The 18,906-nt window shown below is 60.8% G+C and carries 21 protein-coding genes and 1 pseudogene; 8 read left to right on the top strand and 14 right to left on the bottom strand.

What is annotated here, in order from left to right; translation table 11 throughout:
- Positions 1 to 186 precede the first annotated feature (186 nt).
- Positions 187 to 1,605: a glutamine synthetase family protein gene (locus ACSBQS_RS06420; protein WP_015377637.1), complete on the bottom strand. Its 1,419-nt coding sequence runs from the start codon at positions 1,603 to 1,605 to the stop codon at positions 187 to 189.
- Between the two features lie 219 nt (positions 1,606 to 1,824).
- On the opposite strand from ACSBQS_RS06420, the gene puuD reads away from it, so the two are divergent.
- From puuD to ACSBQS_RS06400, 4 genes are read left to right on the top strand one after another with little or no spacing between them, the layout of a single operon-like run.
- On the top strand, positions 1,825 to 2,586 hold the full coding sequence (gene puuD, locus ACSBQS_RS06415; protein WP_047026240.1) for a gamma-glutamyl-gamma-aminobutyrate hydrolase: 762 nt from the start codon (positions 1,825 to 1,827) through the stop codon (positions 2,584 to 2,586).
- Entirely contained in the window at positions 2,583 to 3,140 is a 558-nt protein-coding gene (gene puuR, locus ACSBQS_RS06410) for an HTH-type transcriptional regulator PuuR (RefSeq protein WP_033642801.1), read from the top strand. The genes puuD and puuR overlap by 4 nt, the downstream gene beginning before the upstream one ends.
- A gap of 15 nt (positions 3,141 to 3,155) precedes the next feature.
- Positions 3,156 to 4,652, top strand: a complete 1,497-nt coding sequence (puuC, locus tag ACSBQS_RS06405) for an aldehyde dehydrogenase PuuC (RefSeq protein WP_342164888.1) — start codon at positions 3,156 to 3,158, stop codon at positions 4,650 to 4,652.
- Between the two features lie 11 nt (positions 4,653 to 4,663).
- Positions 4,664 to 5,944 (top strand): NAD(P)/FAD-dependent oxidoreductase, encoded by a 1,281-nt coding sequence (locus ACSBQS_RS06400; RefSeq protein ID WP_047026241.1) that lies wholly within the window; start codon positions 4,664 to 4,666, stop codon positions 5,942 to 5,944.
- A gap of 43 nt (positions 5,945 to 5,987) precedes the next feature.
- On the opposite strand, the gene ACSBQS_RS06395 is transcribed toward ACSBQS_RS06400, so the two are convergent.
- Together ACSBQS_RS06395 and ACSBQS_RS06390 are read right to left on the bottom strand one after the other, a co-directional pair.
- Positions 5,988 to 6,743 (bottom strand): SDR family NAD(P)-dependent oxidoreductase, encoded by a 756-nt coding sequence (locus ACSBQS_RS06395; RefSeq protein ID WP_016928044.1) that lies wholly within the window; start codon positions 6,741 to 6,743, stop codon positions 5,988 to 5,990.
- A gap of 314 nt (positions 6,744 to 7,057) precedes the next feature.
- Positions 7,058 to 7,486 (bottom strand): universal stress protein, encoded by a 429-nt coding sequence (locus ACSBQS_RS06390; RefSeq protein WP_033642798.1) that lies wholly within the window; start codon positions 7,484 to 7,486, stop codon positions 7,058 to 7,060.
- A 253-nt stretch (positions 7,487 to 7,739) separates the two neighbouring features.
- Between ACSBQS_RS06390 and ACSBQS_RS06385 the strand changes: the two genes are divergently transcribed.
- Positions 7,740 to 8,417: an isochorismatase family protein gene (locus ACSBQS_RS06385; protein WP_016928046.1), complete on the top strand. Its 678-nt coding sequence runs from the start codon at positions 7,740 to 7,742 to the stop codon at positions 8,415 to 8,417.
- Between the two features lie 213 nt (positions 8,418 to 8,630).
- On the opposite strand, the pseudogene ACSBQS_RS06380 reads toward ACSBQS_RS06385, so the two are convergent.
- Together ACSBQS_RS06380 and cspE are read right to left on the bottom strand one after the other, a co-directional pair.
- Positions 8,631 to 8,709, bottom strand: a pseudogene (locus ACSBQS_RS06380).
- Positions 8,710 to 8,823: 114 nt separating this feature from the next.
- Positions 8,824 to 9,036 (bottom strand): transcription antiterminator/RNA stability regulator CspE, encoded by a 213-nt coding sequence (gene cspE / locus ACSBQS_RS06375; RefSeq protein WP_004941268.1) that lies wholly within the window; start codon positions 9,034 to 9,036, stop codon positions 8,824 to 8,826.
- A 374-nt stretch (positions 9,037 to 9,410) separates the two neighbouring features.
- On the opposite strand from cspE, the gene ACSBQS_RS06370 reads away from it, so the two are divergent.
- Positions 9,411 to 10,034: a LysE family translocator gene (locus tag ACSBQS_RS06370; protein ID WP_047026242.1), complete on the top strand. Its 624-nt coding sequence runs from the start codon at positions 9,411 to 9,413 to the stop codon at positions 10,032 to 10,034.
- Here ACSBQS_RS06370 and ACSBQS_RS06365 read toward each other — a convergent pair.
- The 3 genes from ACSBQS_RS06365 to ACSBQS_RS06355 all read right to left on the bottom strand — a co-directional run bounded on the left by ACSBQS_RS06365 (position 10,024) and on the right by ACSBQS_RS06355 (position 12,181).
- Entirely contained in the window at positions 10,024 to 10,668 is a 645-nt protein-coding gene (locus ACSBQS_RS06365) for a Qnr family pentapeptide repeat protein (protein WP_047575696.1), read from the bottom strand. The genes ACSBQS_RS06370 and ACSBQS_RS06365 overlap by 11 nt on opposite strands.
- 75 nt (positions 10,669 to 10,743) lie before the next feature.
- Positions 10,744 to 11,817 (bottom strand): SMP-30/gluconolactonase/LRE family protein, encoded by a 1,074-nt coding sequence (locus tag ACSBQS_RS06360; protein WP_160204199.1) that lies wholly within the window; start codon positions 11,815 to 11,817, stop codon positions 10,744 to 10,746.
- A 154-nt stretch (positions 11,818 to 11,971) separates the two neighbouring features.
- Positions 11,972 to 12,181: a hypothetical protein gene (locus ACSBQS_RS06355; RefSeq protein WP_004941260.1), complete on the bottom strand. Its 210-nt coding sequence runs from the start codon at positions 12,179 to 12,181 to the stop codon at positions 11,972 to 11,974.
- A gap of 141 nt (positions 12,182 to 12,322) precedes the next feature.
- Between ACSBQS_RS06355 and ACSBQS_RS06350 the strand changes: the two genes are divergently transcribed.
- Entirely contained in the window at positions 12,323 to 12,673 is a 351-nt protein-coding gene (locus ACSBQS_RS06350) for a GFA family protein (RefSeq protein ID WP_094142205.1), read from the top strand.
- A gap of 13 nt (positions 12,674 to 12,686) precedes the next feature.
- Here the strand turns inward: ACSBQS_RS06350 and ACSBQS_RS06345 are convergent, their stop codons facing one another.
- The 5 genes from ACSBQS_RS06345 to ACSBQS_RS06325 all read right to left on the bottom strand — a co-directional run bounded on the left by ACSBQS_RS06345 (position 12,687) and on the right by ACSBQS_RS06325 (position 17,061).
- Positions 12,687 to 13,859, bottom strand: coding sequence for a Gfo/Idh/MocA family protein (locus tag ACSBQS_RS06345; protein WP_197666342.1), 1,173 nt, complete (start codon positions 13,857 to 13,859; stop codon positions 12,687 to 12,689).
- A 14-nt stretch (positions 13,860 to 13,873) separates the two neighbouring features.
- Positions 13,874 to 14,797 carry a TIM barrel protein gene (locus tag ACSBQS_RS06340; RefSeq protein WP_043141443.1) on the bottom strand — a complete coding sequence of 308 codons (924 nt, stop codon included), beginning with the start codon at positions 14,795 to 14,797 and terminating at the stop codon, positions 13,874 to 13,876.
- A gap of 186 nt (positions 14,798 to 14,983) precedes the next feature.
- Positions 14,984 to 16,015 carry a LacI family DNA-binding transcriptional regulator gene (locus ACSBQS_RS06335; protein ID WP_197666343.1) on the bottom strand — a complete coding sequence of 344 codons (1,032 nt, stop codon included), beginning with the start codon at positions 16,013 to 16,015 and terminating at the stop codon, positions 14,984 to 14,986.
- A 72-nt stretch (positions 16,016 to 16,087) separates the two neighbouring features.
- The gene (locus ACSBQS_RS06330) at positions 16,088 to 16,504 is read right to left on the bottom strand and encodes a DUF2000 domain-containing protein (protein ID WP_004941246.1); all 417 of its coding nucleotides are present in this window, start codon (positions 16,502 to 16,504) and stop codon (positions 16,088 to 16,090) included.
- A 98-nt stretch (positions 16,505 to 16,602) separates the two neighbouring features.
- Entirely contained in the window at positions 16,603 to 17,061 is a 459-nt protein-coding gene (locus ACSBQS_RS06325; protein WP_033652080.1) for a hypothetical protein, read from the bottom strand.
- A 232-nt stretch (positions 17,062 to 17,293) separates the two neighbouring features.
- Between ACSBQS_RS06325 and ACSBQS_RS06320 the strand changes: the two genes are divergently transcribed.
- Entirely contained in the window at positions 17,294 to 18,505 is a 1,212-nt protein-coding gene (locus tag ACSBQS_RS06320) for an MFS transporter (RefSeq protein WP_434989994.1), read from the top strand.
- A gap of 72 nt (positions 18,506 to 18,577) precedes the next feature.
- Here the strand turns inward: ACSBQS_RS06320 and ACSBQS_RS06315 are convergent, their stop codons facing one another.
- Positions 18,578 to 18,715 carry a hypothetical protein gene (locus ACSBQS_RS06315; protein WP_016928056.1) on the bottom strand — a complete coding sequence of 46 codons (138 nt, stop codon included), beginning with the start codon at positions 18,713 to 18,715 and terminating at the stop codon, positions 18,578 to 18,580.
- Between the last annotated feature and the right edge of the window lie 191 nt (positions 18,716 to 18,906).

Below are 18,906 nucleotides of genomic sequence, written 5' to 3'. Positions count from 1 at the left end.
GGCCCGTCGGCACTGCGGCACAGGCAAACGTCTGCGCAGGGGGATGACTGAGTCATGGTTATTTCCTCGTCGGCGTCCTGTACGCCGTGATAGAAGAAATTCTGTACCGCAGCGCGCAGCCTCGCCGGCCACAGGAGAGCCGATGAAATGCGCCGGACGCGCGCGGTAGTCGCAGGGTGAGCGGGATCAGGCGTTTTTCAGCATCCACTCGATCTCGGTTTCGGTGATCAGGCGCTCGAACTGCACCAGCTCATCGGTTTTGCAGGCCAGATAGACGTGGCTGAAGCGTTCGCCCAACAATGCGTTGAGCACCGGCTGATGTTCGAACTCGTACAGCGCGTCGCTCTGGCGGATCGGGAACGGCAGCCCGTCCTGCTCCAGCCCGTTGCCGGTCACCGGCTCAGGCAGCGGCAATGCGGTTTCCAGGCCGTAGACGATGCCGGCCAGAATGGTCGCCATCACCAGATACGGGTTGGCGTCGGCGCCCGCCACGCGATACTCCACCCGGTGGTTATCGCGATCGCCGCAGGGAATGCGCAGCGCCACGGTGCGGTTGTTATGCCCCCAGGAGGCCTGGGTCGGCACATACATGCCGGGCTGGAAGCGGCGGTAGGCGTTGACGTTCGGCGCCAGCAGCGCCATCGAGGACGGCATCAGGGCGATCATGCCCGCCAGCGCCTGTTTCAGCAGCGCCGAATCTTCGCCGTCGTCATCGGCGAACACGTTGTCGCCTTGCGCATTCAGCATGCTGATGTGCACGTGCATGCCGCTGCCGGCGTGCTCTTCATACGGCTTGGCCATAAAGGTCGCCTGCATATTGTGGTTCTCGGCCACCATGCGCACCAAGCGCTTCAGCGCCAGCGCATGGTCGCAGGCCTGCAGCACATCATCGGTATGGTGCAGGTTGACCTCGAACTGCCCCGGCGACGCCTCCGCCACCGCGCCGTCCGCCGGAATGCCCTGCAAGCGCGCCAGTTCGTCGATCTCGCTCAGCACGTCGGCGAAATGATTCAGGTTATCGACGGAGTACACCTGGCTTTGGGTGTTGCGCTCCTGGGTCCCCGGGGCGCACGGCGGCTGCAGATACCCCTCCGCATCGCGTTGACGATCGATGAGATAGAACTCCAACTCTACCGCTACCACGGGGGAGAGCCCGCGCTGACGCAAACGCTGCCACACTCGGTTCAGCACATTGCGCGGTTCAACGTCAAAGGGAGTGCCATCTTCATCCAACATGGTGAGCAGCACCTGCGCGATATATTGCGGATCCGCCGCCGACGGCGTCAGCGTGCCCGGTACCGGCACGCACACGTGATCCGGCTCGCCCAGCTCCTGTCCCAACCCGGCTTCTTCCACCACGTTGCCGAGAATATCCATCGCAAATACCGACGCCGGGAAGTAACAGCCTTTCTCCAGCTTATTCAGACCGCCGACCGGGATGCGTTTGCCGCGGAAGCTGCCGTTCAGATCGGTCAACAGGACGTCGACATGTTGGGTTAACGGATAACGTTCCAGGTACTTCTTCACTTCGCGCTGGAACGCGCTACTTCGTCTCTCTTCACTGTGCTGAACAAAGTTTTCCACTTCTACGATGTTGGTCTGCATGGTTCACCCGCCGTTTGTGTTTTGCTGTCGTCGATGTTTATTGACCGTCTTGTTCAATATAATGCCCACAATTGAAACGTAGATGAAACAAATTTGTTTTGCAAGTGTTACTTTTGGTTTGAATATTGGCCAATCGACTGCTAGATTTATAGAATATTGAACGAAATCGGCGGTGGAGAAGCTTATCGTTCATAATTTCGAACGTACCAAGGGGATAGCATGGACAATATATTTAACAGACCAGTCATCGGCGTCGTCATGTGCAGGTATAGGTTAAACGGGCACCTTACGCAGACCTTGCAAGAAAAGTACCTGAATGCCGTTATCACCGCCGGCGGTTTACCGATCGCCCTGCCGCACGCGCTGGCGGAGCCTGAGATGCTGGCGGAACTGTTGCCGCGCCTCGACGGCATTTTGCTGCCCGGCAGCCCCAGTAATGTGCAGCCGCACCTTTATGGTGAAAACGGCGATGAGCCTGACGCCGATCCTGGCCGAGACGCGTTGAGCCTGGCGCTGATCCGCCTGGCATTCGACAGGCGCATTCCCCTTTTCGCCATTTGCCGCGGCATGCAGGAAATGGTGGTCGCCACTCAAGGCACCCTGCATCGCCGCTTGTACGAACTGCCCGAGCTGCTGGAGCATCGTGAAGATCACGACCTGCCGCTGGAACAGCAATACGCCCCCGCCCACGAGGTCATCGTTCAGGAAGGGGGGCTGCTTTCGCAACTGATACCGGATTGCAACAGATTCTGGGTGAACTCGCTGCACGGCCAGGGCGCCAAAACCCTGGGCGCGAGCGTTCGCATCGAGGCGCACGCCGCCGACGGGCTGGTGGAGGCGATCAGCGTGCGCGATCAGCCTTTCGCGCTCGGCGTGCAGTGGCACCCGGAGTGGAACAGCGACGAGTACGCCCTGTCGCGCCTGTTGTTTGATGGTTTCATTACCGCCTGTCGGAACTATCAAAAGGAAAAACGCCCATGAGCGACGTCAGCTTGGCACCGGGAAAACGTCTGTCGCAGATCCGTCAACAATTGGGGTTGTCGCAGCGCCGGGTCGCCGAACTGTCTGGGTTAACCCACAGCGCCATCAGTACTATCGAGCAAGACAAGGTCAGCCCGGCCATCAGCACGCTGCAAAAGCTGCTGACGGTATACGGTCTGTCGCTGTCGGCGTTTTTCGCCGAACCGGAAAAACCGGCTGAGCCGCAGATCGTGATAGACAGCGACGACCTGATCGAGATCGGCAGCCAGGGCGTATCGATGAAGCTGATCCATAACGGCGATCCGAATCGCACGCTGGCAATGATGATCGAGACCTACGAACCGGGCACCACCACCGGCGAGCGCATCAAACACCAAGGGGAAGAGATCGGCACGCTGCTGGAAGGCGAAGTGGTGCTGCAGGTCAACGGCCAGAGCTATCACCTGCAGGCCGGGCAGAGCTACGCCATCAATACCGGCATTCCCCACAGTTTCAGCAACACGTCGGCGCGCATTTGCCGGATTATCAGCGCCCATACGCCGACGACATTCTGATCAACGGAGCCAGGCATGAACTTTCACCATTTGCAGTATTGGCAACAACGGGCGCAGGCCCTGAAGATTGAGCACCAGCTGTTTATCGACGGCCGCTACCAGCCGGCCGCCGCGGGGAAACGTTTCGCCGTCGAAGATCCCGCCGGTCGCCGTGAGCTGGCGCAGGTCGCGCGCGGCGAAGCCGCCGACATCGATCGGGCGGTCAGCGCGGCGCGCGCCGCCTTTGAACGCGGCGACTGGGCCCAGGCCGCGCCGGCGCAGCGCAAAGCCACGCTGCTGCGCTTCGCCGAGCTGATGGAACAGCATCACGAAGAGCTGGCGCTGCTGGAAACGCTGGACACCGGCAAACCGATTCGTCACAGCCTGCGCGACGACGTGCCGGGCGCTATCCGCTGCATCCGCTGGTACGCCGAAGCGATCGATAAGGTGTACGGCGAAATCGCCCCTACCGGTCGCGACGCGCTGGCGCTGATCGAACGCGAGCCGATCGGCGTGGTCGGCGCCATCGTGCCCTGGAACTTCCCGTTGCTGCTGGCCTGCTGGAAGCTCGGCCCGGCGCTGGCCGCCGGCAACAGCGTGGTGCTCAAACCCTCCGAAAAGTCACCGCTGAGCGCCATCCTGCTCGGCAAACTGGCGCAACAGGCCGGGCTGCCGGACGGCGTGCTGAACGTGGTGCCCGGCTACGGCCACGACGCCGGCAAGGCGCTGGCGCTGCACCGCGACGTCGACGCCCTCACCTTTACCGGCTCTACGCTGGTGGCGAAACAGCTGATGATTTACGCCGGCGAATCGAACATGAAGCGCGTCTGGCTGGAGGCCGGCGGCAAAAGCGCCAACATCGTCTTCGCCGACTGCCCGGATCTGGATCAGGCCGCCCGCAGCGCCGCCGCCGGCATCTTCTACAATCAGGGGCAGGTGTGCATCGCCGGCACTCGCCTGCTGGTCGAAGCGAGCATTGAGCAAGCGTTCCTGCAGGCGCTGCGCAAACACGCGGCGGCTTTCGTGCCCGGCGATCCGCTCGATCCCGACACAGTGATGGGCACGCTGATCGACAGCGGCCACTGCGAGAAAGTGGCCGGCTATATCGATCGGGGGCTGAGCCAGGGCGCCGCGCTGTTCCTCGACGGGCGCGACCATCCGCAGGGCGACCACGCTGGCTATCTGGGGCCGACCATCCTCACCCAGGTGGACAATGCCATGAGCGTGGCGCGCGATGAAATCTTCGGCCCGGTGCTGGCGGTGACGGCGTTCGACGACGAGCATCAGGCGCTGCAGCTGGCCAACGACAGCGACTACGGCCTCGGTGCCGCGGTCTGGACCCGCGATCTGGCGCGCGCGCACCGCATGGCGCGCCAACTGAAGGCCGGTACGGTGTTCGTCAACAACTACAACGACGGCGACATGACCGTGCCGTTCGGCGGCTACAAGCAAAGCGGCAACGGCCGCGACAAATCGCTGCATGCGCTGGACAAATTCACCGAATTGAAAACCACCTGGATCTCGCTGGAATAAGGGCTTACATCATGACTGAACACGTAAAAAGCTATTATGCGGCCACGGCCAACGCACATCAGCCCTATCCGCAACTGAATGAATCGATCGAATGCGACGTCTGCGTGATCGGTGGCGGCTATACCGGCCTCTCCTCCGCGCTGTTCCTGGTGGAAGCCGGTTACGACGTGGTGGTGTTGGAAGCGGCGCGCATCGGTTTCGGCGCCAGCGGCCGCAACGGCGGCCAGTTGGTCAACTCTTACAGCCGCGACATCGATGTGATTGAAGAGCGTTACGGCGCGGAAAGCGCCCGCCTGCTCGGCAGCATGATGTTCGAAGGCGCGGAGATCATTCGCAGCCGCATCAGCCGCTACGCCATCGACTGCGACTACCGCCCCGGCGGCATCTTCGCCGCTCTGAACAACAAGCAGTTCCATGCGCTGATCGAGCAAAAACGCAACTGGGAGCGCTACGGCAATACCCAGCTTGAGCTGCTCGACGCGGACCGGGTGCGCCAGGAGATCGCCAGCGATCGTTACGTCGGCGCGCTGCTCGATCACAGCGGCGGCCACATCCATCCGCTCAATCTGGCGCTGGGCGAGGCCGAGGCGATTCGCCTGCAGGGCGGGCGCCTCTTCGAGCAATCGGCGGTGACGAACATTCGCCACGGCGAACCGGCGCTCATCAGCACCGCCAATGGCCAGGTGAAGGCGCGCTTCGTCATCGTCGCCGGCAACGCCTATCTGGGCGATAAGCTGGAGCCACGGCTGGCCAAGCGCAGCATGCCGTGCGGTACCCAGGTGGTGACCACCGAACCGCTGGCGCCGGAGATAGCGCAGGCGCTGATCCCGCAGAATTACTGCGTGGAGGACTGCAACTACCTGCTGGATTACTACCGCATCACCGCCGATCATCGTCTGCTGTACGGCGGCGGCGTGGTGTACGGCGCGCGCGATCCGGACGACATCGATAACCTGATCCGGCCGAAGCTGCTGAAGACCTTCCCGCAGCTGAAAGGGGTGCGTATCGACTATCGCTGGACCGGCAACTTCCTGCTGACGCTGTCGCGCATGCCGCAGTTCGGCCGGCTGGAAAATAACGTGTACTACATGCAGGGGTACAGCGGCCACGGCGTGACCTGCACCCATCTGGCGGGCAAGCTGATCGCCGAGCTGATGCGCGGCGACGCCGAACGCTTCGACGCCTTCGCTAAGCTGCCGCACCTGCCGTTCTTCGGCGGACGCAATCTGCAGATCCCGTTCACCGCCATCGGCGCGGCCTACTACACGCTGCGCGATCGCATCGGCGTCTAAAACAACAGGCCCGGTCATGATGGCCGGGCCTGCGCATTAACGCTTAGACGATCTTCGGTTGGCCGTCCGAGGCGGTCGCCCCGCCATCGACCGGAATGTTGGCGCCATTGATAAAGCTGGCGTCGTCGCTGGCCAGAAACGCCATCACCGCCGCCACTTCTTCCGGCTCCGCCGCACGCCCCAGCGCGATGCGCTCATTGAACTTGTCGCGGATCTCCTGCGGCCAGCCGTTGGTCATGTTGGTTTTGACCAGGCTCGGGCAGACCGAGTTGATGCGCACGCCGTCACCGCCGTGATCCAGCGCCATGGCGCGCGTCAGGTTAACCACCGCGCCTTTCGCCGCGCAGTAATAGGCCGCGCCCCAGTCACCGCCCAGGCCGGACACCGATGCGGTATTGACGATGCAGCCTTTGGTTTTCAGCAAGTGCGGCAAGGCGAATTTGGAACAGAACACCACGCCGTCGATATCGACCCCGGCGATGCGACGCCAGTCGTCGATGCTGGTTTCCAGCACGCTGCCCGCCACGTGTACGCCGGCGTTGTTCAGCAGGACGTCGATGCGGCCCAGTTTTTCCGCCACCTCGTTCATCATTTTTTCAACCGCCACGTGATCGGAAACGTCGATATGCACCGCCATCGCGCGGCCCTTCGGCAGCGAAGCGGCGACCTTGTCTACCGCTTCCTTGGCCCAGTCGGCCAGCACCACAATGGCGCCCTCGGCGGAGAAACGCCGCGCCGCCGCTTCCCCCATGCCATTGCCCGCACCGGTGATAACCACGACTTTATTGTCAAAACGCATGAGACCTCCTCCATGTAAACGCATTTATATAAGTCATACAAATCTCATTGCCCCGAGGATAAGACGCAGGCTCCCTGAGAGCCAGTCAAAACGTGCGGTTTATTAACTAAAAGGAGGTATGCGAGTCATTTCAATGCGCTGGGTTAATCTTTATCGGATTTTGGCCAACATATTGATGGAGATAATAAAATTGCGGCCAGTCACTATTTTCCTGGCGGATTGTCAGCAAGCGAGATTATTGCGGATAGACGGTTATGGCCGCTCAGAGATAAGCGATGCGAATGAAAAAAGCAGCCGCCCGCCGGCGGCCGCGACTATTTTTTCTCGATGGGGATCACCAGCAGATCGACGTTCAACTCATTGATCGCCTGACGCGCCGAAGAAACCAGCCGGCTCCAGACATCGTGGTGATGGCCGAAGATCACCAGATCGAAACCTTTTTCCTTCGCCACCCGATTCAGCTCCTCCGTCAACGCGCCACGGCTGACGATCACCTCTTCCACCGGATAGGAAGACTGCCCTTTGATCGCATTGAGCATATTCTTCACCCGCTCCGAAAACGTGCGATCGGTGTAGTTGTAATCTCCCACGCCCAGATCGACATAATAACCGGCGCGGTGAATATCGATATAAATCAGTGAAAGTTTGGCCTGGAGCGCGGCGGCCAGCCTGGCGCCCTTGCCCAACAGGAACTCGGCGTCTTCGCTGAGATCCGTGGCGACAACGATATGCTGATAAGCCATGACGGCGGCCCTCCGCGTCAAACCCATGAACAGGATGGCGTTCCTTGCCGCATGTTTCTCATGTACCTTAAGTTTAGCCCAGCGCCGGCCCCCTCGCCTGCTGCAGTGTCGTTCTATTAATGGAACGATGCATCCCGGCTTTAGGCTCTACCGGATTTCTCTCCTCTCTCTACACTGTAGGCAAGTGCTGAGTTTCAGCCTTATCAATCAAAGAAGATACCCACTGACCTCACGACGAGAAAAGGAAAACACCATGAGCACTCCAGCCAACTTCAACGGCCAGCGTCCTGTTATTGATGCTAATGACGCGGTCATGCTCCTGATTGACCACCAAAGCGGTCTGTTTCAGACCGTCGCCGATATGCCGATGACCGAACTGCGCGCTCGCGCCGCCGCCCTCGCCAGCATCGCCACCCTCAGCAAACTGCCGGTGATCACCACCGCCTCGGTGCCGCAGGGCCCCAACGGCCCGCTGATCCCGGAAATTCACCAGAATGCACCGCACGCGCAATACGTCGCCCGTAAAGGGGAAATCAACGCCTGGGACAACCCGGACTTCGTGGCGGCGGTCAAAGCCACCGGCCGCAAAACCCTGATCATCGCCGGCACCATCACCAGCGTCTGCATGGCCTTTCCGTCCATCAGCGCGGTGGCCGAAGGCTATAAGGTCTTCGCGGTGATCGACGCCTCCGGCACCTACTCGAAAATGGCGCAGGAAATTACCCTGGCGCGCGTGGTACAGGCGGGCGTGGTGCCGATCGACACCGCCGGCGTCGCCTCCGAGCTGCAGGGCAGCTGGAATCGCGCCGACGCTCAGCAGTGGGCCGAGGTCTACACCAAAATCTTCCCGGCCTATCAGCTGCTGATCGAGAGCTACCTCAAGGCGCAGGACGTGGTGAAAAATAACGAACTGCTGGACTCGCAGCGTTAAGATCGCGGGCATAAAAAACCCCGGCCAAGGCCGGGGCTATTAATCGTGTGCCGGTGACTTTCCCGGCTGTCATGTTATGGCGTAAGCGTCCATCCCACACTCCAACATTACGCAGCCTAAGCGCGACTTTTTCACAACAGAAAAATAGACGGAAACGCGGCGTTATTAATTCTGCGGCAATCTGTTTTTCTGTTGTCAATAATCATTAATTATTGGAACGTCATCGAGGAATCGAACCCCAGTCCGCCAACGAATAATTTCGCTGCCGCTCTTCCTGCTGAGCTAATGACGTATCGAGAAAGACTCCGGGCGAACCCGGAGTTTATTCAGGCTGAGGATTTCATTGCTTAACTGCTCCGGCTTAAACCATCATCGCTGTCGTAAGAAATTGCACCTCGGCCGAAAATTATAACGCGACCACGTTGCCGGCAGAAGGCCCCTTCATGCCATTTTCGATAGTGAACTCAACCTGTTGGCCTTCGTCCAGCGTTTTGAAATCGTTGCTCTGGATAGCGGAGAAGTGTACGAACACATCTTTGCCGCCGTCTGCCGGGGTGATAAAGCCAAAGCCTTTACCTGCATCAAACCATTTTACCAAACCCGTCATTTTATTGGACATAGAGATATTTCCTTTATATTTTTGCGACGCCATAGGGCGATAGAGGTCTGTTTTTATTGGAAACTTATGGGGCGCTAGAGAAGAGAATTCGCGGAAGAAGAGGTATCTGAGGGATATCGCTAATACTGAGAACTGCTTTACTAAAACTGCTTTCATAAGGTCTGTACTACAAACCGATGACGCTATTTACACACAGCTAAATTATTTAAGCAAGATATATTTTAAATTATATTCATCTGCCTCATAAATTTATTACCGCAAAGCACCGCCTGCATCTGCCGCTAACGGCCTATGAAAAAATTTTTTCGCACTGCTGGATCATGCCGGCGATTCATTATAGAACTAGGTTCCCCCTTCTTACAGGCCGTTAACCGATGATTGATATGCCAGCCGTGCTCGCCGTCTTCACCGTGTATATTGTCGGCGTGGTGATCCCCGGCCCCAACTTTGTCGCCGTTGCACACAAAGCTGTTTCCGCGCGCCGCAGCGAGGCTTTCGCTCTGGTGGCAGGTATTGTCTTGGTCAACCTGTTCTGGGCGAGCAGCGCCCTGCTCGGCGTCGGCATGATTTTCACCCTGTTCCCTTGGCTGGCGCTGGCGGTAAAAGTGGCCGGCGCAGGTTATTTGATTTGGTTCGGTTATCGGCTGATCGCCCATGCAGCTCCCGGCTCAGGGGTTATCGGCGCGGCGGGTGGGGTGAACTCCGGCTTCAGATCGGCATTCTTGCAAGGGGTCGCCACCAACATCGCCAACCCCAAATCCGTCGCCTTTTACGCCGCGGTGTTTTCGTCGGCGGCGCCTGCCCATGTCTCCATGCCCACCTTCGCCGCCATGCTGCTGGAGGTCGCGGTAGTCGCTAGCCTGTGGTATGGCCTGGTGGCGCTGGTGCTGTCGCACGCGCCGATCGCCAGCGCCTACCGACGCAGTAAAGCCTGGATCGATCGCGCCTGCGGCGTGCTGATCATCAGCCTGGGCATCAGGCAGCTCTTCAGCCGATGATTGCGATCCCCAGCCGCTCCAGCAGTTGAGCGGCCTGGTGACTGTCCATTTTAACGCCCTGCAGATCGGTGGTGCGCAAATCCAACTCGCCCAGTTCCGCGTTGCTCAGATCGCACTGGGTGACATCGGCGGCGCGCCAGTCAAAACCGGAGAATTCGCCGCCGGACAGATCGGAGCCGCTGAAGCTGGCGCCGAGCACCTGCGCGCCGTGCCAACGGTTTTCCCACAGCTCGCATTTCTCCAACACCACTTTGGCAAAATTGGCGTAGCTCAGGTTGCTCTTGGTGATATAGGCGCTGCAAAACCAGGTGCGGCTGGTGATCATATTCATAAAGCTGGCGCCGCGAAAATCTGCTCCCTGCGCGCGACATTCGCGGATCTCCACCCCCAATGCGTCAACGTGGCGGAAATCGGCCATCGATAAATCGCAGCTTCTAAAACTCGCGTCTTTCAGGATCGCGCGGCTGAAGTTACCGCCCTGTCGGCTCTCGCGATCGTAAAATTGACAGCCGATAAATTCGGTGCCGGTCAGATCGGCGCCCGAAAAATCACACAGCATAAAGCTGCCGTTTTCAATTTTTTCGCCGGTAAAGCGGTTACGCGCGATCTTCTCACCCTTCAGCGCCAGGCTCATTGCAACACCCCTGTTTATTTATACAGTCAGTGCGGCATTTAATCCTATTCCGGCGCGGTTGGCAACCACCGTCGCTCAGCGGCCATCCGCTGCGGGCGGTGCGAACGCCACCTTGACGATGCTGAAGCGCTTGACGCTTTCCGCCTGAGCGACGTCGGCAAAAAGTTTGGGGTAACGCGAGTTGACCACCCACACCTCGCCATCGCGCAGCGCGGCGCCGGTCGGCCCATCCAGCCCCGACGGCGCGGCGACGGCGACGATATGCGCGCTGGCCCAGCCGTCCGTCGAGGAGAGCAGCGACACGTCACCGGACATGCCCCCTGTTCTCCCCGGATAAGACTGTACGATCACCAATTCGTTGGCGTTTTTGAGCCGCAGCCCGTCCGGCCCTTTCAGCCGATGCGGCAGCCTGATTTCACTGACCGCAGGCGTGTTATCCAGCGTCACCTTCCACAGCAGCCCGCGGGTGTAGTCCGACGCAATCAGGTAGCCATCCGGGTGATACACGATGCCGTTGAGATAAGGCTGCGTGCCCTGCGCAGCCGCAGGCGCGTCGGCGGGCAGCAGAAGCGATGAGCGCACCAGGATCGACACCTGGCGCGTTGCCCGGTCGATCTTGTAAATCTGCGGCTGGAAGCTGTCGGTGACGTAGATATTGCCCTGCGCATCGAGCGCCAGATCGTTGGCGAGCGTCGGCCCACGGCTTAACGAAGACAGATCGTACACCTGCTGCAGCGCACCGGTATCGAGACGAAATTCCAACACCTGCGCCACGCGATTGCGCGTGCCGGGCGAAGAGTGGAGGGACACCCCTACGTCTTCATTGCACACCAGCACCCGGTTGCGCTCGGTGTCCACCAGCATGCCGGAGGTGGTAATCAGTCCCTTGCCGGTGGAAAAACGCCGATAGCGGCCATCAGGATAAACCAGGCCAAGTTGCCCGCCGCGCAGGGAAGACACCAAAAACGCGCCGGCGCGCGCATTCCAGGCGACGCCCTCAGGGTAAGCGCCGGCGGGATCCGGCGAAAAGTCGATGCGTTGCGTGGCCTGCGCCTGCATAACGACGCCGATGAACAGTGCGATGCCGGCCAGCCGGGCAGCGCACCGACGTTGCGGCAATAACAAAGAGAATACGCGGAAGGGAAACATGGGCGTGCACCTGATGAGGAGTCGGATCGCTAGGGTAGCGTCGCGCCGCCGGCGGCACCAGCCGGGAAAAAAGCAATACGCCGCTAAAAAAACCGCAGTAATCGGCGCAAAAAAAAAACCGCCCGATACGGGCGGTTGACGTGACGGCGAACCGTTACTTCAGGGCTTCCTGAATAGCGTCGGCCATCGGGCCGATGTGCTTCTCCGCCGCCTTCAGCTGGAAATCCACGCCGTTGCCATCGTTGGTGTCTGACAGCGTAGCCTTGATAAGCTCCAGCGCCGCCTGCACCGCCACCAGCCGCTTGTGCTGTTCGTCCGTGACCGGTTCGGCGCCCATGTTTGCCGGATAGTAATGCTCTAACATCGCGATCTCCTTTTGATGACGTTAAACCTTAACCTACCAGAAAACCGCGCATTTATTAAGGAAACCGCGCCCGGCGCGGCCGAATGGCGATAAATTGCACTATACTGGGCAAACCCGCCCTCCTGCCACAGGATCACCGCCATGTCATTCCAGGGAAGCTGCCACTGCGGCGCCGTCACCTTCTCCGTAGACGCCGAACTGCCGACCGAAGCCCTCAGCTGCAACTGTTCGATTTGCCGCCGCAAGGGGCTGTTACTGTCGTTCTTTCCCCTCGCGGCCTTCACGCTGCGCAGCGGTGAAGATCAACTCAGCGCCTATACCTTCAATCAGCACCGGATCCGCCATCAGTTCTGCCGAGTCTGCGGAGCCCAGCCCTTCGCCTACGGCACCGCGCCGGACGGCGCCGCGATGTGCGCCGTTAACCTGCGCTGCGTGCCTGACGTCGCGCTGGATGCGTTACAGATCCACAGCTACGACGGGGCCAGCGTCTGAGCGAATCGCGCGCTCAGTCGAAGGCGACCCAGCCGGCGTCGGTTTCGGCGGATTGCACGCAGCGCGCCACCCACTTCACGCCCAGCGCGCCGGCCTGCACGTCCGGGTACCAGAAGTCGGCCAGGAAGGCTGCGTCGCGCCGATCGGTGGCGTCCATCGCCAGCGCGAAGCGGCGGTAAAGATTCGACCAGGCTTCAAACAGCCCCTCCGCATGGCCGCCGCCGATGCGATCGTCCGCCAGCGCCGACGCGGCGAGATACGGCATGCCGCGCTCCAGGATCCGCACCGGCTCGCCCTGCACTTCGAAGCGCAGCTGATTGGGTTGTTCATCCCACCACTCCAGGCTGGCCTTTTCACCGACAATGCGCACCTTTTGGCCGTGCATCGAACCGCAGTTGACCGCCGAAGCCCACACGGAGCCGATGGCGCCGTTGTGATACTCCATCAGCACATAGGCGTTGTCCTCCAACGGCGCGCGCGACGGCACAAAGCTTTGTCGACTGCAGAGCAGCCGCCGGATCTTCAGCTGCGGCGCCATGGTTTCCGCCAGGAACAGCGTGTGGGTCGCCAGATCGCCCAGCACATAGCTGGGGCCGACAAAGCGCGGATCGACCCGCCAGCGAGTGCTGGGATTATCCTGCTCCACCGGCGCGGCGTGAAAGCCGTGGGCGAACTGCATATTCACCAGCCGAATTTCCCCCAGCCGGCCATCGGCAATCATCTGCCGCGCCTGCAAAATCATCTGGTGCCCGGCATAGCCGTAGGTCACGCCGATGACTTTGCGCTGCCGCTCGCACAGCGCCGCCAACGCCTGCGCCTCTTCGACGCGGAAACACAGCGGCTTTTCGCATACCACGTGCAATCCCGCCTCCAGCGCCGCCCGGCAAATGGCGTAATGGGTGTTGTTCGGCGTGGCGATCGAGACCGCTTCGATGCCGTCCGCCCGCGCGGCTTCGGCGCGGAACATTTCGGCATAATCCGCATAACAGCGCTCCGCCGCCACGCCCAGACTCCGGCCAAAATCACGCCCGCGTTCGGCGTCAATGTCGAACGCGCCGGCCAACAGAGTAAACGCACCGTCGCGCAAGGCCGCCGAACGATGGATGTAACCGATCTGGCTGGTGCCGCCGCCGCCGACCATGCCCCAGCGCAGCGATCTCGCCAAAGGTTTGCTGCCGTTGATCATCGTGTTTCTCCTGATTAAAAGCCGAGGCCGCGCAAGTAGCGCAAGCTGGCGGTGACGTCCTGCAGGCTGCCCTGCACATTGCGCGGATCGCGTTCCTGCTCGATAGTGATCCAGCCCCGGTATCCGCGCTCGGCCAACAGCGCGCGCAGCTGCGGATAATCGATCGCCCCGCTGCCCAACGGGCACATGACGCCCTCGGCGCAGGCGGTGAAAAAATCGACGCCGCGCGCCAGCACCTCGCGGAACACCTGCGGATCGACGTCTTTGAAGTGCAGATAATCGAGACGTTCAAAGTGCTTGCTCAACCAGGCAGCCGGGTCCAGCCCGGCGTAATACAGATGGCCGGTATCCAGGCACAATCCGGCGGTGTGATGCGGAATGTCCGCCGCCAACCGGTCGATTTCGTCGGCAAACTCGATGCAGCCACCGGCGTGCGGATGCACCACCGGCCGCACACCGTATTCCCGCCAGGCCAGTTCGCTGATGCGCGTAATGTGCCCGATCATCCTCTGCCACTCCCGCTGCGACAAACGCGGCGCTAAATCTGAACGCCCGGCGAACCTGGCGCGTTGTGGATTGCCGAAATCGATAATCACCAAGAACGGCGGCGCGGCGCGATCGCCCTCGGTCGGCTCCGCCCTGGGCGCCCGCGAGAGGTTGCGGCATATCCGATGAGTCAGGGCCAGCAGGCGCTCAATGTTCGCCTCGCTGACCAGATCGTCAAAAATCGTGCCGGCCACCAGCGACAGGCGATGCTGCTCCAGCGCGGCACACAGCGCCTCGCTCTGCGTCGGCAGATAGCCCCACGGCCCCAGCTCGATGCTGCGGTAGCCGGCCGCCGACGCTTCTTGCAGAACCGTGGCATAGGGCGGCAAATGGGGGTTGTTCGGATCATCCACGCCCCAACTGCAGGGCGCATTGGCGATAGGCAAAGTCATGGCGACGGCTCCTTTTTTGCGGGGAATGCCGGCAGTATCAAACAAAAATTCCAAAATCATCAATAATGAAAATTTTATTTTTTGATAGAGATCGCGCTATTTTTGATAAATTATTTGATAGTTTTTAATCAAATCCAGGCAGCGCCTGGCTGCGCCCTGACCTCGGCAACCACCACTCAGCGGCCGTCAGAGGTTTTCTTTGGTGATCACATCGAAGCGATTAATGATGTGGCGTAATCCCGGTTGTTCATCGGCGGCGAGTAACGTCTGGACGATCGTGGCGGCCAATTCGGGAATGCGGTGGCACAGCAGCAGATCCACCGTGCCGTCGAGCAGCGCCATTTCACCGCCCTGCACCGGGCCGTGGCACACCAGCGTGATGTCGCGCTGCCGGCCGCTCTCTCGCAACGCCTGAATAATGCCCTCCACACCGCCGCTCGGCGCGTAAAGCGCCGCCAGTTCCGGGTGGTTCGCCAGCAGTTCACGCGTGACCCGGCGCGCCGTTTCCGCGTCCTCGAGGCTGCGCACCGGTTCCAGCACACGCTGGCCGCTCATCTGCTCACGCAGGTAGGAGCGAAAACCGATCTCGCAGGCTTCCTGGCAAGTAAAACGGTTGTCGCCGATGATCACGCCGACGTCGCCCTGACGCCGGCACAGACGATCCACCGCCCAGCCGGCGGTGCGGCCCGCTTTTTGATTATCCAGACCGATGTAGCCGGCGCGGCTGGGCACCGATAAATCCGACAGCAGCGCGAAAACGTTGATGCCCGCCTGGGCGGCTTCTTCTACGGCATAGTGGATCAGGGGGTGATCCAGCGCCAGCACGCCGATCGCTTCCACCTGGCGGCTCAATTGGCTAATGGCGGCTGCGGTGTCGCCGATGGCATTGAGAGAGTGGAAGATGAACTGCGGCGGCTGACCCGGCTCATGATACGGCGCCGCTTGCGCCATCAGTTCATCAGCCAGTTGCGCATAGAAAGAGTGTTCGCGTCGCAGCAGGATGAACCCCATTCTCAGGCGGCGCTCCGGCCTGCCCAGCACCGCCGACAGGCAGTGGGATTTCTCCAACGCGAACCCCAACTTTTTCGCCGCCTCAATCACCCGGCGCTGGGTGGCGTGCCGCACCGACGCGCGTTGGTTGATCACCCGATCGACGGTGGCGATGCCGACCCGCGCCTCTCTGGCGATGGCCGCCATGGTGGTTTTCTTGCCGCTCATGTTCATCTCCATCAACGATTTGATGGAAAAATATCATAGCCGTTGCCACCCCTGATGTGATGCCGTTCGCGATTAACGGTAGACGGAGAACTTCTTGGTGAGCGGCTTAAGCTGTTCAGTGTCGCCGTAGAGCGCTACCGCCACGAAGTCCAACTGCTCGTAGGGGGTATTGGCGGTGTCGGCGATCTGCTGCTCGGCGGAATGCGACAGCATGGTGGTGGTGAAGAAGTTGGACAGCACGCCCTCCTCCTTGCATTTGAGGATCAGGTTGCTGAGCTGGCTGCTGTTCTTGGCCTGCAGGATGACGATCGGGTAGTGGCTCATATTGGCGCTGACGCCGTCGAGGCTGCTCGGGTAGTGGTGAAACTCGCGCTGCTCGATAAGATCGGTGATGCCCGCCGTCAGATGGCAGGAGGCGTTAAACAGCGTGGCCGGTTCGTGGTTGCGGTTGAGGATGATGTAGAATTTTTTCTCGTTGTCGCTGTACATACTCTTCTCCTTGAATAGACAACCCTTTTTACCCAAGCCAAGGGCGGTTTTCAAGGCGAGATAAGGGCCGCGTCCGGCCCCGTGATAACGTTTCAGCCTCAGATCCCGCCTTCGCCCGGGCCCTGCGGCTGCGCCACCTGATGCAGCACGGTGATGTTCTGCAGGACAGTGCCGCCGTCGATCGGTTTCATCTGGCCGTCGCGATCTTTATAGTGCGTCGGTTTGGCCCCGTGGAAGAACAGACCGGCGTTGACCTGCACGCCCAGATAACCGGCGCTTGGCGGCAGGCGCTGCACGTCGGTCCAGGGGTTGGAGACCGGCACGAACTGGAATCCCTCGCCCGTCTTCGCATACAGCGGACGCAGCAGCGTGACAAAGGCCATCAGCGGCGACAGCGCCTCTTTGAAGATCTGAACCGGCCGATCGACCGTCATCAGGAAGCCATGCGGCTGTTCCTCTACCGTGTCGAAGGTCAGGCTGCTGCTGATATCGTCACCCCGGCCGCCGTAGCTCCACTCCATCACCGGCGCTCCGTTTTCATTCATCATCTCTGACATACACTGCTCCTTATAAATAAAATTGATCGGGCACGCTCGCTGCGTGCCGGAACAGTAAACCGCTGAACGGGCACCCGCGTCCACGCAGGGCGGCACGCTGGCGAACCAAACAACGAGGCGCGCAAAATAAAGCTCGAAATGAATAATTTCCCCGCGTGACAGCGCAGCATTTGAACGACTTCTGTCGTAGCGCAGACGCATAGTGAGGGCGTTACCGCCACTGGAGAGTGTTATGACTGCGATTAAACCGGACGCCATTGACCGCGTTTCCCCCGCCGCCACGCCCTGGCTAGCCGTCATCAATGTGCTGTTCGCCGGCATCGCCGCGGCGCTGCACGTGGGCAAGGCCACCATTGCCTTGCCGGCGCTGCAGGCCGAGTTTGGCCGTTCACTGGAGACGCTAAGCTGGGTCATCTCGGCGTTTCCTTTCGTCGGGGTGTTCGGCGGCATCGCCGCCGGGCTGCTGGTGCGCCGCTGGGGCGATCGGCGCCTGCTGGCGCTGGGATTGCTGATCGTCAGCGCCGCCAGCTTTACCGGCGCCACGCTGCACGATTTCAGCGGCTTGATCGTCAGCCGCTTTGTCGAAGGCCTCGGCTTCGTCATCGTGGTGGTCGCCTCGCCGGCGGTGCTGAACCGCATCGTCGCCCCGGCGCAGCGCAGCCTGGTGTTCGGCATCTGGAGCACCTTCATGCCGGCGGGCATCGCCATTTCGCTGTTTTTCGGCCCTCACCTGGCGGGCTGGCAACAGAACTGGCAGGCCGGTGCGGCGCTGACGCTGCTGGCCGCGCTACTGCTGCCGCTGACCACGCCGCGCCGCGCCGCCGACGCGCACGCTCCGCCGTTGCCGCTGCGGCAAGCGCTGGGCGCGATGCTGCGGGTGCGCCAGCCGCTGTTGCTGGCGCTGATGTTCACCGCTTACAACCTGCAGTTTTTCTCGGTGATGACCTTTTTACCGATCTTTCTGATGCAGCGCATCGGTCTGACGCTGGCGGCCGCCGGCGGCATCAGCGCAGCGGCGGTGGCGGCGAACATCATCGGCAACCTCGCCGCCGGGTTCTTGCTGTCGCGCGGTCTGCGGGCCGGTAGCCTGCTCGCGGCCACCAGCCTGGTCATCGGCATCTTCGGCATCGGCATTTTCCTGCCGATGACGCCCAATGGCCTGCTGATCCCACTGTGCTTCCTGTTCTGCGCCATCGCCGGCATGCTGCCCGCCACCATTCTGGCCGCCACGCCGGCGGCGACGCCAGAGCCCACGCTGCTGCCGCTGAGTCTGGGGTTGGTGATGCAGGGGAACTACCTCGGCCAGGTGATCGGCCCGGTCGCGCTGAGCGCCATCGTGGCCGCGGCCGGTTGGGCGGCGCCGGCGTGGTTGGTGCTGGCGGCGGCGGTGTCAGGGGCGGGATTGGCGCTGATTTTTCGCCGCGGGCCGCGCAATGCGGCGTAATGGCGCAATAATGAGAAAGGAGGTTCTATTTATTATTAGCGGTGCTGAATATTCCCTGGTGCGGGTGCGTGCTTATCGTGAAGGATAAGGCCAGTGATGATCCAGGCCCGACAATGACAAGGCGCCGGTCGCAACAAGATAAATCAGCAGACCGGCGAAAGCGATCAGCAATGCCTTTTCGATAACGGCAAGTCGTTTGTGTTCTGTCATTTGCATACTCCTGCGTGGTATCGGGCGAACGGCCGCCCTCATCAACACTAGGAAAGCCTGACGCAGGGGGCAAGCGCAACACACAAAATGAAACACAATCAATAAATTTTGTTAACTATTTAGCGTTCTTTCTTTCCTTGCGTCGCTGCCTGAGCCTCGCGCGGTACCCTCCTTTCCCCTTAGTAACCCTA

The organism is Serratia sp. H402Y, from assembly GCF_051172415.1.
Lineage (GTDB): Bacteria > Pseudomonadota > Gammaproteobacteria > Enterobacterales > Enterobacteriaceae > Serratia > Serratia ureilytica.
The sequence above is the reverse complement of the archived record's forward strand: the minus strand, read 5'-3'. Positions and strand labels throughout refer to the sequence as shown.

Coding starts and splice junctions, on each gene's coding strand:
- ACSBQS_RS06420 (WP_015377637.1), bottom strand. CDS start 1,605: ATGCAGACCAACATCGTAGAAGTGGAAAACTTTGTTCAGCACAGTGAA.
- puuD (WP_047026240.1), top strand. CDS start 1,825: ATGGACAATATATTTAACAGACCAGTCATCGGCGTCGTCATGTGCAGG.
- puuR (WP_033642801.1), top strand. CDS start 2,583: ATGAGCGACGTCAGCTTGGCACCGGGAAAACGTCTGTCGCAGATCCGT.
- puuC (WP_342164888.1), top strand. CDS start 3,156: ATGAACTTTCACCATTTGCAGTATTGGCAACAACGGGCGCAGGCCCTG.
- ACSBQS_RS06400 (WP_047026241.1), top strand. CDS start 4,664: ATGACTGAACACGTAAAAAGCTATTATGCGGCCACGGCCAACGCACAT.
- ACSBQS_RS06395 (WP_016928044.1), bottom strand. CDS start 6,743: ATGCGTTTTGACAATAAAGTCGTGGTTATCACCGGTGCGGGCAATGGC.
- ACSBQS_RS06390 (WP_033642798.1), bottom strand. CDS start 7,486: ATGGCTTATCAGCATATCGTTGTCGCCACGGATCTCAGCGAAGACGCC.
- ACSBQS_RS06385 (WP_016928046.1), top strand. CDS start 7,740: ATGAGCACTCCAGCCAACTTCAACGGCCAGCGTCCTGTTATTGATGCT.
- cspE (WP_004941268.1), bottom strand. CDS start 9,036: ATGTCCAATAAAATGACGGGTTTGGTAAAATGGTTTGATGCAGGTAAA.
- ACSBQS_RS06370 (WP_047026242.1), top strand. CDS start 9,411: ATGATTGATATGCCAGCCGTGCTCGCCGTCTTCACCGTGTATATTGTC.
- ACSBQS_RS06365 (WP_047575696.1), bottom strand. CDS start 10,668: ATGAGCCTGGCGCTGAAGGGTGAGAAGATCGCGCGTAACCGCTTTACC.
- ACSBQS_RS06360 (WP_160204199.1), bottom strand. CDS start 11,817: ATGTTTCCCTTCCGCGTATTCTCTTTGTTATTGCCGCAACGTCGGTGC.
- ACSBQS_RS06355 (WP_004941260.1), bottom strand. CDS start 12,181: ATGTTAGAGCATTACTATCCGGCAAACATGGGCGCCGAACCGGTCACG.
- ACSBQS_RS06350 (WP_094142205.1), top strand. CDS start 12,323: ATGTCATTCCAGGGAAGCTGCCACTGCGGCGCCGTCACCTTCTCCGTA.
- ACSBQS_RS06345 (WP_197666342.1), bottom strand. CDS start 13,859: ATGATCAACGGCAGCAAACCTTTGGCGAGATCGCTGCGCTGGGGCATG.
- ACSBQS_RS06340 (WP_043141443.1), bottom strand. CDS start 14,797: ATGACTTTGCCTATCGCCAATGCGCCCTGCAGTTGGGGCGTGGATGAT.
- ACSBQS_RS06335 (WP_197666343.1), bottom strand. CDS start 16,015: ATGAGCGGCAAGAAAACCACCATGGCGGCCATCGCCAGAGAGGCGCGG.
- ACSBQS_RS06330 (WP_004941246.1), bottom strand. CDS start 16,504: ATGTACAGCGACAACGAGAAAAAATTCTACATCATCCTCAACCGCAAC.
- ACSBQS_RS06325 (WP_033652080.1), bottom strand. CDS start 17,061: ATGTCAGAGATGATGAATGAAAACGGAGCGCCGGTGATGGAGTGGAGC.
- ACSBQS_RS06320 (WP_434989994.1), top strand. CDS start 17,294: ATGACTGCGATTAAACCGGACGCCATTGACCGCGTTTCCCCCGCCGCC.
- ACSBQS_RS06315 (WP_016928056.1), bottom strand. CDS start 18,715: ATGACAGAACACAAACGACTTGCCGTTATCGAAAAGGCATTGCTGATC.